We start from the raw sequence: 14,941 nt of genomic DNA on the forward strand, positions 1-14,941 counted from the left end.
CTCAATTAAAATACTGAATGTTTTTACGATTGATAATAACATAAATGATGACCGGCGCACCCAACATTGGTGTAACAGCATTCAAAGGTAATATTGTATTGCTGCCCGGAACAACCATCAGCAAATTACATAACAAAGCTACACACGAACCAGCCAATATCGTTGCCGGAACTAATAACTTATGATTGGATGTGCCTAACAGCAGACGTGCTATATGAGGTACAGCCAATCCGATAAAAGAGATGGGACCACAAAAAGCAGTCACAATGGCTGTCAGTAATCCGGTACAGAATAAGATTTGCATACGTGCCTGCTTTACTTTTACTCCCAAATTGGCTGCATACATTTCTCCCAGCAGCAAAGCATTCAATGGTTTGATAAGCAATACCGATAATAAAAGTCCAGTTACTGAAACTATCGAGAAGAAAGGTAATTGTTCCATAGAAACAGCCGAGAAGTTACCTAACCCCCACATCACAAAAGCATGTACACGATCGGCTGCTGCATAATAATTCAAGATTGAAATCAGAGAAGATGCCATATAACCGATCATTATTCCGATAATCAGCAGCATGACATTGTTTTTCACCTTCGAGGAGAAATAGATAATGATACCTAAAATAGCAAATGCTCCCAATAAAGCAGCCAAGATCACGGCTACATATCCGGTAATGGGGAAGTCGGATACCTGACTGATACTTCCTCCCCAATATAATAATACAGCCGCTACCCCCAGATTAGCACCATCACTGATACCCAATATGGAAGGACCAGCCAACGGATTCCTAAACAACGTCTGTAACAGCAATCCACTTACAGCCAAGGAGGCTCCTGCAAAAAGAGCTGTCACCACCTGAGGTAACCTGGCCTGCCATACAATATATTCCCATGCCGGCGAAGAAGAGCCCTTGCCGCATAAAATATCGATAACTTCCCGTAAAGGAATAGAGACGGCGCCATAAACCAGGCTCAAGCCAAACAGCAAAACCAGACAGACCGACAATAATGGTAATAAGGCAATACGATTCTTCATACCCAAGAACCGACTAATATCTGTAATAATAACGGAGTTCTCGTTCGCGTTCCTGAAGCAAACCGTTCCGATAAGCATACAAAAGATTCTCCAAATCGTGTATCTGTTGCTTCAGTTCAGCCCCTTTATCAGTATCTTTTACCATCTGACGGTGTGCACTCAGCTCGACAACGATCGTTGTTGAGCGAATATCCAAGCCTTCTTCAATAGCTTTTGTCGTTGACTGAAAAGGTTCATGCTGTACCAGTTGAAATCCACGTGAATGATAAACCAACGTATAACCGGCAATTCCCGTCTCCGAATGGTAAGCTTTCGAGAATCCGCCATCAATAACCAACAGTTTTCCATTGGCCTTAATCGGATTTTCACCCTTGATGGAACGAACCGGTACATGACCGTTGACGATGTGTCGGTGTTCACCAGTTACTCCAAATTCATCCAACAACATATCGCACACCGATTCTTCTTCGCGCAAGGTATAATAAGCTCCTTTTTCTTCCTTTTGAAGTTCCTTTTCTGACAAGAAACAACGTTCGAATGTAGCCATCCGGCTTTTATCAAACAAAGGAGAATCCTTACCACACCACAAATACCAAATATAATCCATGGCAAACTGTTTCTGAGGCGAATCCTCTGGATCAAAATAAGCAGTCCGTACCAACTGATCAACTTTATCCAACAAGGCTTTACCCTTGAAATATTCACCGTCCACTTTTACTTCTTTCAAGGTTCCATCACTATTCATCGGAACAGAAGCATGAAACAGCAGGTTGGAATTACAAACCTTATACATACTGCCATGACGGAACAGGCAAAGCATATGCTTACGTAGTTTCTCGCTCCCTTCAAAAGAACGCTGGATACGACGTAACATATCTTCTTCTTCTATCGACAGACGATACGGATCTTTAGGATCTAAAGTCGGCCAATATTTATCTTTCAATTCATAATCCTTCCCATTCAAATGAATCGTTCCTTTCTCCAGGTTAATCCGATGAAGCAGCATCCGGTCATCCATACCAAATTCCGGACGACGGCGAATGATTTCTCCTTCAACCTTATATTGAACGACAGAGATGGCTTTATTCATCTGGGCTATCAGGCGAACGGTCTTGGCATCATACATCGTATCTCCCGCTGTTATTTTGGGAACAAACAGCTCACAGGGATCATCGGCATAAGTTTCCATGGCAAATGTAGCCAAAGGCAACAGGTTAATTCCATAACCGTCTTCCAATGTAGCTAAATTACCATATCGCAAACACATTCGTACTACGTTCGTCATGCTCCCCAGATTTCCGGCAGCAGCCCCCATCCAAAGCATATCGTGGTTTCCCCACTGGATGTCACAATTATGATAATCACAAAGAGTATCCATGATGATATGGGCACCCGGACCACGGTCATAAATATCCCCAATGATATGTAACGAGTCAATCGTCAGTCGCTGAATCAGGTTACACATAGCAATGATAAAGTCGTCAGCCCGACCGGTCGATATAATCGTATGAATAATCTGATCTACATAAGCCGACTTATTCGGTTCCAGCAACGATTCATGCAATAACTCCTGTATGATATAGGAAAACTCACGAGGTAAAGCCTTCCGTACTTTTGAACGGGTATATTTAGAAGAGACATTACGGCATACCTTCACCAGCTGGTTTAAGGTAATCATATACCAATCGTCCAGATCTTTTTCAGCAGACTTTACCCGTACCAGCTTTTCTTCCGGGTAATAAATCAACGTACAGAGCTCTTTCTTCTCTCCTTCCCGCATGGTATTGTTGAAGATCTCATCCACTTTCCTTTTGATGGAGCCAGAAGCATTCTTCAACACATGATTGAATGCCTGATACTCACCATGAACATCCGACAAGAAATGCTCAGTACCTTTCGGCAAGTTCAAGATAGCTTCCAAATTGATAATCTCTGTACTGGCATCTGCAATTGTCGGAAAACTACGCGACAATAATTGCAAATAGCGCAGATCATCTGTTACTTTATCGGTTGTAATATCTTTCGTCATTTTTTACTTCTTAAGTTTGTAAGTTTTTGAGTCTGTATGTTTTTTAGTTGATTCCGGCTTTCCGCTTTACAGGCTTATTTCTTCAACTTCCATTTCCACCATGCCCGGATGAAACCGGTACCATAACCAAACAATTGAGTAAAGGCAGCTGCAACAGATAGCATACCAATCCAAATATTCCCCTTGTATTGATAAGTCGCATCTATAAACAGCAACAGAACATAAAGCAGTAGTAACAGGTACAGCCAAGGGCATAAAATACCCAAGAGACACAGGCCTATCACCCCTATAACAAATACGGCTGGCAGACAATGAACGATCTTTAAGGTTGAAGGGTATTTCTGTGTTAAAGCAATACGGGCTTCACCCGAATGTTCCACCTGACGGAAGAATTGGATCAAACGCGTACGCCGCTTATGATAAACGTATGCTTCCGGAAATAACCGGGTGGTATATCCTCCCTGAATGATACGTGTACTAAAATCAATATCCTCTCCATAACGCATGGAAGTATCAAATCCATCCAGCTTTATAAAGACATCCCGCCGAATACCCATATTAAAACTCCGGGGATAGAACTGATCCAGTTTCTTCTTGCCTCCCCGAATGCCTCCGGTCGTGAAGAAGGAAGTCATGGCATAACTAATAGCCTTCTGAATCGCATTAAACGATGGATGCGCACAATCCGGTCCACCGAAAGCATCTGCCTCAGTTTCATTCAACGAACGTTCTACTGCCTCCAGGTAGGTTTCGGGCAAGATACAGTCCGAATCCAGGATCAACAGATATTCGCCTTCACTGATACGCGCACCATAATTACGTGCCCCGCTGGGTCCGCCATTCGGTATCACAAAATAACGGATCTTCAGTTTCTTCTCATAACGCTGAACTACTGTCTCACAAGGTACCGTCGAGCCATCCTCAATAATAAGGACCTCAAAATTCGTATAGGTCTGCAAAGTCAGACTATACAACAAATCATCCACTTCGTCCGGACGATTATAGACCGGGATTATAATCGAGTAGTAACGCATATCCTTCCTTTTTTAATGTCACAAATGTACATATTTATCGGCAAAAGCGAAAGGAGCTAAGAAAGGGAAATGAACAAAAACAAAGACTTCCTTGTTTATTGTGCGGAAACGCCCAAAAGGAAACAGAATTTCTCCTACATAAAAAGAGGAGAAAGACCGAAGTCTCTCTCCTCTCCATTAATTCATGTTCCCGCGTTTCGCAACGGAGGAAAAACATTTTTTCATATACTAAAAAAACGGAAACAAGTAAAACATAAAGTTTTCTTGCCGCTATACCCGCGTTTCGCAACGGAAGCATAGCTGATTGTATAAAAAAGAAATATTAATTATAATAAAACGATCTTGTTATTTAACGCGTACTTTGAATACCTGTTCGCCTACGCGTACTACATAGATGCCCTGGTTCAACGGATAAGACTGTAAGCCAGTCTGTTGTGTGCGTTTTACAACTGCACCAACCATCGAGATTACTGAAACTTCTTCCTGTTGAGCTGTATAGACGTACAACATACCATCTTGTGTATAAACACGGGTTGTTTCAGAAAGAGTATCTTCCGTACCTGTTGGAACAGCATCTGTTCCCTTCAAGTAAATATCACTCTCAATACCTGTTATCACAAAGACATTGGCTTCTGTTGACAGAGTCAGTTCTTCCCAAGCTTCGTCAATACCACGTCTGAACATATAGTGAGCATTCTTAGCATTACAGTTCGGCTCGATAGTCAGATAAACCTTCGTCGTACCGTTATTGTCAACCATCTTACGGTCTGCATCCAAGTACAAGCCTTCGCAAGTTACAGACAAATCACTATAAACATGGTGTGCTTCTTTTGCGGTTTCAGGATCTTCTGCCTGATCTGCCAAATAAGCTCTTACAAAGATATCGTTTGTAACATTCCAGATCATAAACTCACCTGCCTTTCCGGAAGCCTTCAATTCTTTCCATGCACCGAAGCGGGTTACTTTGTATTCATACTTGATAGCCTTGTTCTGATTTTCTTTGCTTACCTCGGCCTTGATCAATACATCTCCACCGTTTTCTACGATTTCGCGGTCTGCATCCAGTTTAATACCGTCCTTTGTGCATGACAAGTCGATATACACATGGTTCTCATTCGGTTCTGCATCCAACAAAACTGCATCTACTTCGGCTTTCAGGTAGATATGTGTGTTGATGTCCTTGATGGTGTACTTCTTGGTTACTTCATCCATTGTCAAAGCTTCCCATGCGCCATCACCACGTCTGAATGTCAATTTCACATCTTCTGTTCCGATTTCATCCGGGATAACAACATCGACCGTGATCTTACCTACAGCTTCTACAACTCTACGGCTCGGGTTGAATTGGATAAACGGACTTGATCCTTCTGCCACATAAATATTACAGAAGTTCTTTGAAGGCTGTTGACCTCCTTCACCACCTCCATGATCCGGATCAACAACTGTACCACCACCCGGTTCATTAGGATTATTTGGATCTGGGTTTTCAGGATCTATAATAGTTATATCACCTCCCTTATAATCAACATACTTACCCTTTTCTGCATCCCATATCTGCAAACGATAATTAGCCGGGTTAAATTTACCTGTCTTAGCCAAAGCAAAGTCTGACACGGTTACAGCACATTTGTTTTCTGCATTCGGTTTACCAAACAAGAATTGCCCTTTCGCTACTGCCAATGGAGCTTCCCCCTTCACCAAACCTCTATCACCCTTCTGTGCTTCCGGCATTAAATGATCAGCCTGAATAGCTATCGGTGCCAAAGTTTCAATCTGGGTAGGCACATTAAATGCCATGTACATCGGACGTTGTAACACTGTGAATGTTATTTGTGCAGGATTATACAACGCAGCATCTGTGAATTTAACCGTAAAGGTGTAAACGCCTGCATCTTTTATAACTTTACCTTTATCTGCTCCTTGTCTTTCCAGTGTAAAGTCTTTGCCTTCCTCCATGGCAAAGGTCTTATCGCCAACAGTTACCTTCAATGTTTGCAATTCATAAGATTGACCGTCATATACTTTTTTGAAGCCATTTGCTGTTAATGTCCAACCATCAGGAACTTCTATTTCTGGATCACTTGGCTCAGGTTTCGGCTCTTCAATAGAAACTTTACCTTTAACAGAACCCGCAATATAGTAGTTTCCAGCTTTTGAACCTGTTAATACCACATTTTCATATACATGATTTTCGTGTATACCCGGAGTCATTGTACTGACATCAAGTGTTTGATCTTTTACAAATACTTGAGTTTGGTCTGAAGATACTAATCCACTTGTAATTACAAACTCAACCGTCTTCTTCGGATCTTCTCCTAATTTCCATACTACGTCTTCTGCTGCAACATATAACGATTTTTTATTAATTACAAATTCCACATCTTTTGTTTCAGCAACAAGATTTGTACCATCACCTGTCACCTCTACTTTATATTCTCCTGCATCTATTGGTGCAGCAACTTTTGCCCATTGGTCGTTACCAATATTCTGATAGAATGTAGCCTTATACCATGCTGGATTTGCGATTTTATTATCCTCACCATAAAGAACACTTAATGCAATAGCATTAGAGTTTCCACTATAATTCAAGCCATCCTCCATAAGGATATTAAAATCAGATGCAGTTACCGGGGCTTTCTTTACATGAAGTATGCCACTAACATCTGTACTATAATTATAATTACGCAGAATTCCTTGACCTTGATCATCTATTTTTACATTTTGATACTGAAATGGGTAATCACCTTCTTTACCACCGCTTATCTTTTGTGCATCTACAGGATCAGCTGTTACAGTAAGGAAGTTACCATCAGAGCCACATATACTGCTACCGTCTAATTGTAAATTACTTTCTAATAGATGAGGTTCTTCTCCGATTGTCCAATACAGATTGTCGCCACCTTTAATTGTCAGTGTAGCCTTCTTTATAATGAATTCAACCTCTCTGGTTCCTTTCAAACGGCCTCCAACTGCATCTCCATCAATCTTTATGAGATAGGTTCCAACATTTTTAAACCCTTGCTCTGGAAGTGGAACCCACGACATAACCTGCTTATAGGTTAACTTATATTCTGTCGGATCAAATTCTATCGTATTACCATCCTTTACATAAGAAACTTTCAAGTTTACTTTTTGGTTATCACCATTATATATAACCGGAGAATTAGTCTCTATTATAATATTTCCATCATCCAAATTAAATTCCTTACCCTCAACATTTGCTACAATTTTACCACTAGCGTTGTCTGGAGTTGTATAGCTAAGAGCGAACTCATAAACTCCTGCTGTTGCTTTTCCATTTCCTGACACTTGGTTTCCATTAACAGTTAAACCTGCAGCAGCAAATTGTTCTTTATCAATTGTCGCAGTAAACGGTAGTTTTTCCGGATAACCTAAAAAGAAACGTCCCTTAAATCCTTCTGAATCATCATACGTTAAATTTGCTTTGCTTAGATACCAAGCAGCTTGATATGTTAAAGTATTAACGCCTTTAGGTGTTTCATTTTCTTTCTGAATAGAAGTAAGGGATTGGTATGATTCTCCTAAAAACCATCCAGTTTTTTCTGTATGAGCATATAATAAGTCACCATTACCTCCAAAAGAATTTTTATTCATTTCAAAACCTGCTTCCCATGGTGAAAGAGTATAACCTGCACCATAATATTTATTATTTACAGGTAGAGGATTTGTACTTATTCCAAAATGAGACATATACACCACATCATAAGCATTCAAGTTTTGCAAATCACCTTGAACTTGGTTTTTATTAATGCTATTTCCTTCACCAATGGTTAATGTTTTAGTAAGATCAACAACATAACCTTCGGGTAACGGAGAGTTCAAGGTAACATCACCATACATTTTTCCAGTTGTTGAATTTTCGAAGAGGATTCCGCCGTTAATTGATTTTTTTGCATTATTCCAATCTATTTCCTTAGTAATAAGGACGGCATTACCAGACATTGTAAAATCTCTATCTAATGTAGCACCATTACTTATTTTTCCATTTGTTTGAATAGTACCTCCATTGATGGTTATATCACCGCATTGCCACCCTGTTTTAGCACCAATCGCTGTACCTCCATTGTTCACTTGGATATTTAACAAACCTGTACTTGCTTCAGAAAAAACAATACCGGTTCTTAACGACCATTCTGCGTCTCTAGCGACTTTAATCGCAGGTCCTTCTTCTGACACAATTTTATTTACACCTTTCAATATGAAAGTTGGATTAGCTCCACGGTCTAGAACAATAGCTGCACCATGTACAGAAATTTCAACTCCATCCAAAGTAATTTCAGGAGAAAGTTTTTTATCCACAATAATTCCATGTGAATTTGAACCATAGAAGCGATAAGATAAATCATCTTCTATTTTATAAGATTTAGTTAATGATGATAGATTAATTTCTTTATCATACTTCTTCTGCCCCCACACGGCACCACTCAACGTCGCCAAAAACGCGACTAAAAAAGTAAATAATTTTCGTTTCATAACTTTATGTATTAATAATAGTGAATATTGAATTTCCTGATCTATATCGGTTACTCCCACCTTCGGGAGTTATGGGGCTCGACTGTTTGCCCCGGTTGGTTTTGGTTTATCGGTTGGGGGGGTAATCCACCGGGACGAACTCCAGGTCGCCGCCCTCGCCCCCTTCAGGATTCTGGTCACTCTCACCGGTTGTATCGCCCTCTTCTTTTTTCTTGCGGGCTTCCTTTTGCGCCAGGCTCTGCTTGTAGCTGGTCTTGTAGTTGGCAATGACGCGGTTCATCTCGTTGATGATCGAAACGCAAAACTCCCGGTCCTCATCACCCGTAGCCATCAGGGCCGAAGCATACACCAGCGTGCAGATATCCTGATACATGCTGTCGGTCTTCTTGCGCACCTCAACCGTCGTTTCCGTTTCGCCTGTCGAATTCTCTTCCGCCCGTTTGTTTTTCGCCTGATCAAACGCGTTGTTGGTCGTTTCGAGGCTGGCGAGCGTAGGCTCCAGGTTCAAAGCCGTTACCGCTTCGGTGTTCTCCTCTTTCCTCAAGTCGCCCAGCAAGCCTCTGATCAAAGCCGTCTCGGCATCATCCGCCTGATTCTGGATTCCTTTATACGGACGGAGCACGACATCCAGCCGTTGGGCAGCCGCCTTGGTAGCCGCTTTCGAAGATGCCAGCGCATTTGCCACCAGGAAGAACAACATTGACAACAAGCGATCACGCTCAGCCTCTTCCTCGTCCATGGTAATAGTCAAAGTACTGGCGAGACTCTTTCTATTTAATTCTGATTCTTGATCAATTGATTTTTTATAGCTATTCAAAAGATCTTCCGAAATGTGCAGTTTAGCCAGCACATCACTCAAAAGCGTCTCAAAAATAACCAATATGTGTTGGTGAAAACCCACATGCAAGGCATTGCTATACCGTTGGCAGGAACTTCCTTCTATTTTCGTAATATTACTCATAACTAATCTATTATAAAGTCATTATAAATCGATTTTTACTTTAAGCTACAAACTCTTTGGCGATAAAATGATCTTTTCATTACTTTATGCAGGCGACAAAAGCTGTGTTATTTTTCATTTTATACTTCTATTAGCCAGCAAAAGGACCTTTTTCTAAAAAATCAAACTCTTGATAGCCAACAAAAGGTGTGTTTTTACAATTACAAGGGTTTTGTCAGGCAACAAAAGGACTGTTTTTATGGTAACAGTGGTTTTGTCGGGTGGCAAAAAGATTGTTTCTACCGCAACTATGCATTTGTTTGATAACAAAAGGACTGTTTTTATGGTAACGGTGGTTTTGTCTGATAACAAAAGCATAATTTTTTCGGCAACACGACTTTTGTAACGAGCTGAAAGAAAAACTGTCAAATATCCCTCCTTGCATTAAAAAAAGAGAAACATAGTTTCGCCAGAACTCTATATTTTCAATGCTGCTACAAAAGTAGGAATTAAAATTCCAACTCCAACTTTTTTTATACAAAAATTTCACAATCAATATTTTTTCTTCCAGACGGGCATTTGTCTTTATTCATTTTCAGCAGATAGATCCGCATCCATATCCTGCGGATTGCGTCGTGTATCCCACAAGGCCACTACATAGACAGTATCCTCGACTTCGGATACCCGATAAATCAGTTTGCAGTGATTATGTACCACCAGACTGCGGTACTCTTTGGATGAACCAGACAAAAAATATTCTACTTTCCCCATATACGGGAATGTAGCCAATCGAGCGTCATAATCCCAAATATGCGCAAAAAAACGTTTTGCAACCTTCTCTCCAAACCTAACTAATCCATCCAGAAAAGCGGTTTCAATATCATGTTGTACTGATTCCTGCCAAATCACTTTCATAAGAATGGATATTTACGTTTCATCGTTTCAAAAAACACACTACCGGGAGTTCCTTTTCCAGCTTCCGACAATGCAATCTTTTGTTTCAACTCCTCTACCGTATATTGCAGAGAAGGCGATTCAAAATCCACATCTTCCCTTTTACCTCTCCAGGCATCCACTACCTCTTTCAGCTGCTGGAGCAATTCACGGCTATCGGTTTCCACCACCTGGCGAATGATTTCCATCCGTTCCATTTCAAGTTCTGTTGATTCCATATAGACCTCCTTTGATATTTACGATCCGTTACTTCGCAAAAGTAACTTTATTTTCCGTATTTCCCAACAAGTTAAAACGACTTATCAGGTATATGTTGTCCGTCCGTAATCCAAGCCAGATTAAAGCAGTAATACAGACGGCTGCTCACCAGATGTATCAGATTGTCCGGGCTTTGTGTGGCTGCCATATAACCGCGTGGTTCAGCATGCGTCGCATCCATCAGGAAATGTTTGGTCCAGGCACCACCATCCAGAAAGCGGATTATGCCATCTGTCAGCAACCGTCTTACCGGCCAAGTCTTGCCTTCATCATACGATACAGCGGCATACAGACCATACCCCCGGTAATTATTCCCTTCCCGATCAGGGAAAATCAGGCCACGTTCGGCTTCGGGCATACGCAACGGATGATCTGTAAATGAAATGAGTAACAGCGGACCTTCATTCAGGCGCATAAAGACCAGACGCTGACCACCATCAATCGGTGGGAACTCGGAAGCATAATAAGTCCACGTCTTTCCCATATCTCTCGAGATACTCATCGGCATCCGTAATTTTCCTTCCTTATTCAAGATACTGTTACCTCGTGCCAACGCCATAAGCGAACCATCCTTCAATTGCACCACTCCGGCATGAATACCGGATCTTTCACGACCTTCCAGGTATAATTTGTCTGATTGACTTCTTGCTGATTAGCCGGAGGAAGTGCCGGTGCGACCGTTGCTACCGGAGTAAACGCCGATTCCACAATCCGGAAACCGGTCTGTGCATGCTTATCATCCGGAATCATCGCCATCCGATTGCCCGAACGCAGGTATTTATCCGGCGTATTATGGCTGCCGCCACGTGTTACCCGGAAATCACCCGTAGTTCTACCTGCCGGATCGTTTTGCTCGCCCGGCAAATAAGGGCCATACCAATCCAAGCACCATTCTTCCACATTCCCGTGCATGTCACAAAGCCCGAATGCATTCGGTGGTGTTTGTCCTACCTTCAGCGAGACCGGTTTCAAGTCGCGGGCCGTCTGTTGATTCTTCCGATATGCTTCCGGCAAACCGTCACCCGTATTATATAAGTAATACGTACCTGCCCGGCAGGCATATTCCCATTCCGCTTCGGTAGGCAGACGATAGTGTTTCCCTTCTTTCCGGCTGAGCCACTCACAGAAAGCCACTGCATCCGCATAGCTGACGTATACCACGGCCTCATCATCTTCTAGCGAAAGGCCGTTCTTCCCTCGCAATACCTTATGTTCCGGCCGGAAAGCTTCAAACTGCGCATTGGTAATCTCCGTCACACTCATCTTGAACGGATGGGTGATATTTACTTTATGAATTGGCAGTTCATCATAATCTTCTCCGGTACCTTCACCGCCCATATAGAAAGAACCCGCCGGAATATCCACCATCCGGATTTCCGGCAGTTGCTGAGCCGAAAGTAGCTGTACCAGCCATATACCCGTTACAGCTAATATCCATCTACCTATATTTTTCATAGTACCCTCTTTTACATCACTGGTTATACATTTCTTTATAATAGAAGTCCAGAATATCCATCAGCATATCATAGGCATTCTTGGCCGGACTGTCCGGATTCCGGTGAATGGCTTCCAGATAATTATTCAGGGCTTGGCGGTTGTCTCCCTTTTTCCGCCAAGCATTTCCCAATAAATAATAGGCTTCATCACTATCCGGGTGCTCTTGTATATAAGCGTTCAATTGTTGAATGGCGTCATCTACCTTGCCAGCATAAATCAGATTCTTTATTTCTTCCATACTTGTGTCAGCTTTTAAATAACTACGTACAAATGTATAAAAAAAGAAGGCAATTTGTTTTATTTAAAGATTATCTTGTACATTTGCAGCCGATTCCAATCAGAAATAAAACAATTATGCAAAAGAATCTGGTAATAGTGGAGTCTCCGGCCAAGGCAAAAACCATTGAAAAGTTCTTGGGTAAAGACTACAAGGTATTGTCGAGCTACGGACACATCCGCGACTTGAAAACGAAACAGTTCAGTATTGATATCGAGCACAATTACGCTCCGCAATACGAAATTCCGGCCGATAAAAAGAAGCTGGTTTCCGAACTCAAGGCTGAATCGAAAGCCGCCGAAATGGTATGGCTCGCATCCGATGAGGACCGCGAAGGAGAAGCCATATCATGGCATTTATATGAAGTTTTAGGATTAAAACCTGAAAATACACGCCGTATCGTTTTCCACGAGATTACCAAGACAGCTATCTTACATGCTATTGAAACGCCACGCAGCATCGATATGAATCTGGTCAACGCCCAACAGGCGCGCCGTGTATTGGATCGTATCGTCGGCTTCCAGCTTTCTCCGATCTTGTGGAGAAAAGTCAAGCCCGCCTTATCTGCCGGCCGTGTGCAATCGGTAGCAGTCCGGCTGATCGTGGAACGTGAGCGTGAAATTCAGGACTTCGTATCCGAAGCAGCTTATCGGGTAACAGCTAATTTCATCCTTCCCGACGGTAAGACTATATTGAAAGCCGAGCTAAACCGCCGTTTGAAGACCAAGGAAGAAGCGCAAGCCTTCCTGAAGGCTTGCCAACAGGCAACATTTACGATTGATGATATCAGTAAGAAACCGGTACGTAAGTCTCCGGCTCCTCCGTTTACAACATCAACCTTGCAACAGGAAGCTGCCCGTAAATTGGGGTATTCGGTTTCTCAAACCATGATGATCGCCCAGCGGTTGTATGAATCCGGATTCATTACTTACATGCGTACGGACTCATTCAACTTGAGTGACCTGGCATTGGGCACAGCCAAAGAAGCTATTTTGGAATCATACGGAGAAAAATATTACAAGTTCCGTCAATATCATACGAAGAGTAAAGGAGCGCAGGAAGCCCACGAAGCCATCCGTCCGACCTATATTGCCAAGGCAGAAATCGACGGTACAGCTCAGGAACGTAAGTTATATGATTTGATCCGCAAACGGACCATCGCTTGCCAGATGGCTGATGCCGAACTGGAACGGACAACCATCTCTGTGGATATAAGTGGAGTGAAAGAGAAATTCGTCGCTACGGGAGAAGTCGTTGTATTCGACGGATTCTTACAAGTATATCACGAAAGTACGGATGATGATCAGGAAAAGGAACAAGGAAACACCTTGCTGCCCGTTGTCCACCTGCAAGATACCTTGCAACTGAAAGAGGCGACTGCCACAGAGCGTTTCACCCAGCGTCCGGCTCGTTATACAGAAGCTACGTTGGTCCGTCGTTTGGAAGAACTGGGTATTGGCCGTCCTTCTACGTATGCACCGACTATCCAGACCATTCAGAACCGGGAATATGTCATTAAAGGAGACAAAGAAGGAACCGAACGTGCTTATTCTATCCTAACTCTAAATAAAAAAGGAATTCAGGAAAGCACTAAGACTGAAATGGTGGGAGCCGACCGGAACAAGTTAATGCCTACCGATATCGGTATCGTGGTAAATGACTTCCTGATGGAATATTTCCAATTGGTCATGGACTACAACTTTACTGCCAAAGTAGAGAAGGAGTTCGATGCCATTGCGGAAGGAGAAGAAAACTGGACAAAAGTCATCGACAATTTCTACCAGGTTTTCCATCCGGTAGTCGAACAGACAGCCGCTATCCGCACAGAGCATAAAGTGGGAGAACGCCAATTAGGTATTGACCCGAAAAGCGGAAAACCTGTATTCGTTAAGATCGGCCGATTCGGACCAGTGGCTCAAATTGGAGAATCGAATGCCGAAAAAGATAATGAAAAGCCTCAGTTCGCTACCTTGCTAAAAGGTCAGTCTATTGAGACGATCACCTTAGAAGAAGCCTTGAAGTTGTTTGAATTGCCTCGTACGGTTGGAGAATACGAAGGAAAAGTTGTAGTAGCAGCTATCGGTCGGTTTGGTCCGTTCATCCGTCATGACGGGAAGTTCGTTTCCATTCCGAAAGACAAGAACCCGATTTCCATCACGTTGGAGGAAGCGATCGAATTGATTCAGCAAAAGCGCGAGAAAGATGAGAACCGCTTCATCAAGAAGTTTGAAGAAGATCCTGAGCTGGAAATCCTGAACGGACGTTATGGCCCTTATATTGCCTACAAAGGCAAAAACTACCGAATACCGAAAACGGGTTATACACCTGCCGAGATGACCTTGGCCGATTGTATGAAGCTGGTCAGCGAAGCAGATCAGAAACCGGCAACGAAGAAACGGGTTACACGAAAGAAAGCGGAATAAGT

9 protein-coding genes and 1 pseudogene are annotated in these 14,941 nt (G+C 42.5%); 1 reads left to right on the top strand and 9 read right to left on the bottom strand.

Annotation, left to right across the window (positions count from 1 at the left end):
* Position 1 precedes the first annotated feature (1 nt).
* From MUN53_RS11325 to MUN53_RS11365, 9 genes and pseudogenes are all read right to left on the bottom strand, one after another.
* Positions 2 to 1,033: an iron ABC transporter permease gene (locus tag MUN53_RS11325; protein WP_243325517.1), complete on the bottom strand. Its 1,032-nt coding sequence runs from the start codon at positions 1,031 to 1,033 to the stop codon at positions 2 to 4.
* Between the two features lie 13 nt (positions 1,034 to 1,046).
* Positions 1,047 to 3,062: a fructose-1,6-bisphosphatase gene (locus MUN53_RS11330; protein ID WP_243325518.1), complete on the bottom strand. Its 2,016-nt coding sequence runs from the start codon at positions 3,060 to 3,062 to the stop codon at positions 1,047 to 1,049.
* A gap of 74 nt (positions 3,063 to 3,136) precedes the next feature.
* Entirely contained in the window at positions 3,137 to 4,096 is a 960-nt protein-coding gene (locus MUN53_RS11335) for a glycosyltransferase (RefSeq protein WP_243325519.1), read from the bottom strand.
* Between the two features lie 345 nt (positions 4,097 to 4,441).
* Positions 4,442 to 8,590, bottom strand: coding sequence for a hypothetical protein (locus MUN53_RS11340; RefSeq protein ID WP_243325520.1), 4,149 nt, complete (start codon positions 8,588 to 8,590; stop codon positions 4,442 to 4,444).
* Positions 8,591 to 8,696: 106 nt separating this feature from the next.
* Complete coding sequence (locus MUN53_RS11345; RefSeq protein ID WP_243325521.1) at positions 8,697 to 9,551, bottom strand: DUF6261 family protein; 855 nt, start codon at positions 9,549 to 9,551, stop codon at positions 8,697 to 8,699.
* A 564-nt stretch (positions 9,552 to 10,115) separates the two neighbouring features.
* Positions 10,116 to 10,445 carry a type II toxin-antitoxin system RelE/ParE family toxin gene (locus tag MUN53_RS11350; protein ID WP_243325522.1) on the bottom strand — a complete coding sequence of 110 codons (330 nt, stop codon included), beginning with the start codon at positions 10,443 to 10,445 and terminating at the stop codon, positions 10,116 to 10,118.
* A complete protein-coding gene (locus MUN53_RS11355) occupies positions 10,442 to 10,702 on the bottom strand; it encodes a hypothetical protein (RefSeq protein ID WP_243325523.1) in 261 nt (86 codons plus the stop codon). Before MUN53_RS11355 ends, MUN53_RS11350 begins: the two co-directional genes overlap by 4 nt.
* Before the next feature lie 71 nt (positions 10,703 to 10,773).
* A pseudogene (locus tag MUN53_RS11360) lies at positions 10,774 to 12,110 on the bottom strand (SUMF1/EgtB/PvdO family nonheme iron enzyme).
* A gap of 103 nt (positions 12,111 to 12,213) precedes the next feature.
* Positions 12,214 to 12,477, bottom strand: coding sequence for a tetratricopeptide repeat protein (locus MUN53_RS11365; protein WP_243325524.1), 264 nt, complete (start codon positions 12,475 to 12,477; stop codon positions 12,214 to 12,216).
* A 116-nt stretch (positions 12,478 to 12,593) separates the two neighbouring features.
* Here MUN53_RS11365 and topA point away from each other — a divergent pair, with 116 nt between their 5' ends.
* Positions 12,594 to 14,939 carry a type I DNA topoisomerase gene (gene topA, locus MUN53_RS11370; RefSeq protein ID WP_243325525.1) on the top strand — a complete coding sequence of 782 codons (2,346 nt, stop codon included), beginning with the start codon at positions 12,594 to 12,596 and terminating at the stop codon, positions 14,937 to 14,939.
* Positions 14,940 to 14,941: the final 2 nt, after the last annotated feature.

This window comes from Parabacteroides faecalis (assembly GCF_022809355.1).
GTDB lineage: Bacteria > Bacteroidota > Bacteroidia > Bacteroidales > Tannerellaceae > Parabacteroides > Parabacteroides faecalis.